Source organism: Kitasatospora sp. NPDC048540 (assembly GCF_040651175.1).
Lineage (GTDB): Bacteria > Actinomycetota > Actinomycetes > Streptomycetales > Streptomycetaceae > Kitasatospora.
Genome location: NZ_JBEZIR010000270.1, coordinates 1 through 1551, shown reverse-complemented (window position 1 = coordinate 1551; position 1551 = coordinate 1). Strand labels below are relative to the sequence as shown.

Here is a 1551-nt window from a genome sequence, read left to right as displayed (position 1 = left end):
TGGCCTCGGGGTGGTGGATCACGATCGCGTCGGTGGACTGCTCCGGGTGGAGCTGGAACTCCTCGGAGAGCACCACCCCGATCCGCTCCGGCCGCAGCAGCTCGGCGATCTTGGCCCGGTCCTCCAGCTCCGGACAGGCCCCGTAGCCCAGCGAGAACCGCGCACCCCGGTACTTCAACGCGAACATGTCCCGCACGTCCTGCGGATCCTCGTCACCGAAGCCCAGCTCGAACCGGACCCGGGCGTGCCAGAACTCCGCCAGCGCCTCCGCCAACTGCACCGACAACCCGTGCAGCTCCAGGTAGTCCCGGTAGGCGTTGCCCGCGAACAACTCGTTCGCCGCCTCCGACACCCGGTTGCCCATCGTCACCACCTGCAGCCCCAGCACGTCCCGCTCACCCGACTCCTCCGGACGGAAGAAGTCCGCCAGGCACAGCCGCCGCCCGCGCCGCTGCCGCGGGAAGCTGAACCGGGTGTGCTCGGAACCGTCCTCGTTGAAGACGATCAGATCGTCACCCTTGGAGTTCGCCGGGTAGTACCCGTAGATCACCGCCGGCTCCAGCCACCCCTCCGTCTGCAACCGGTCCAGCCACATCCGCAGCCGCGGCCGGCCCTCCGTCTCCACCAGCTCCTCGTACGACGGCCCCTCACCGGTGCGGGCCGCCTTCAGCCCCCACTGCCCCTTGAACAACGCGTCCTCGTCCAGCCAGGACGCGTAGTCCGCGAACGGGATCCCCTTGACGATCCGGTCCCCCCAGAACGGCGGCGCGGGCACCCGGTTGTCCACCGCCACGTCCGAGCGGACCTGGCCGAGGTTCGGCTCCTCCGCCGGCTCCTCGACCTCGACCCGGGCGTGCCGGCGCTGACGCAGCTCCGGCAGAGCAGCCCCCGGCACCCCGCGCTTGACCGCAATCAGGGCGTCCATCAGGCGCAGTCCCTCGAAGGCGTCGCGGGCGTAGCGGACTTCGCCTTCGTAGATGGCGTGGAGGTCCTGTTCGACGTAGGCGCGGGTGAGGGCGGCGCCGCCGAGGATGACGGGGTAGTCGGCGGCGAGGTTGCGCTGGTTGAGTTCCTGGAGGTTCTCCTTCATGATCACGGTCGACTTGACGAGCAGCCCGGACATGCCGATGACGTCGGCCTTGTGTTCGACGGCGGCGTCCAGGATCGCCGAGACGGGCTGCTTGATGCCGAGGTTGACGACGGTGTAGCCGTTGTTGGACAGGATGATGTCGACCAGGTTCTTGCCGATGTCGTGGACGTCGCCCTTGACGGTGGCCAGCACGATGGTGCCCTTGCCCTCGTCGTCGGACTTCTCCATGTGCGGCTCCAGGTGCGCCACCGCGGTCTTCATCACCTCCGCGGACTGCAGCACGAACGGCAGCTGCATCTGCCCCGACCCGAACAGCTCACCGACCACCTTCATCCCCGCCAGCAGCGTCGAGTTGACGATCTCCAGTGCCGGACGCCCCGTCAGCGCCTCGTCCAGGTCCGCCTCCAGACCGTTGCGCTCACCGTCGATGATCCGGCGCTGCAGCCGCTCCTCCAACGGCA

1 protein-coding gene is annotated in these 1551 nt (G+C 68.7%); it reads right to left on the bottom strand.

All coding sequences use genetic code 11. The features are described from left to right. The coding region (locus tag AB0D08_RS40780) for a vitamin B12 dependent-methionine synthase activation domain-containing protein (protein ID WP_359895431.1) at positions 1 to 1551 on the bottom strand (1551 nt) is incomplete at both ends.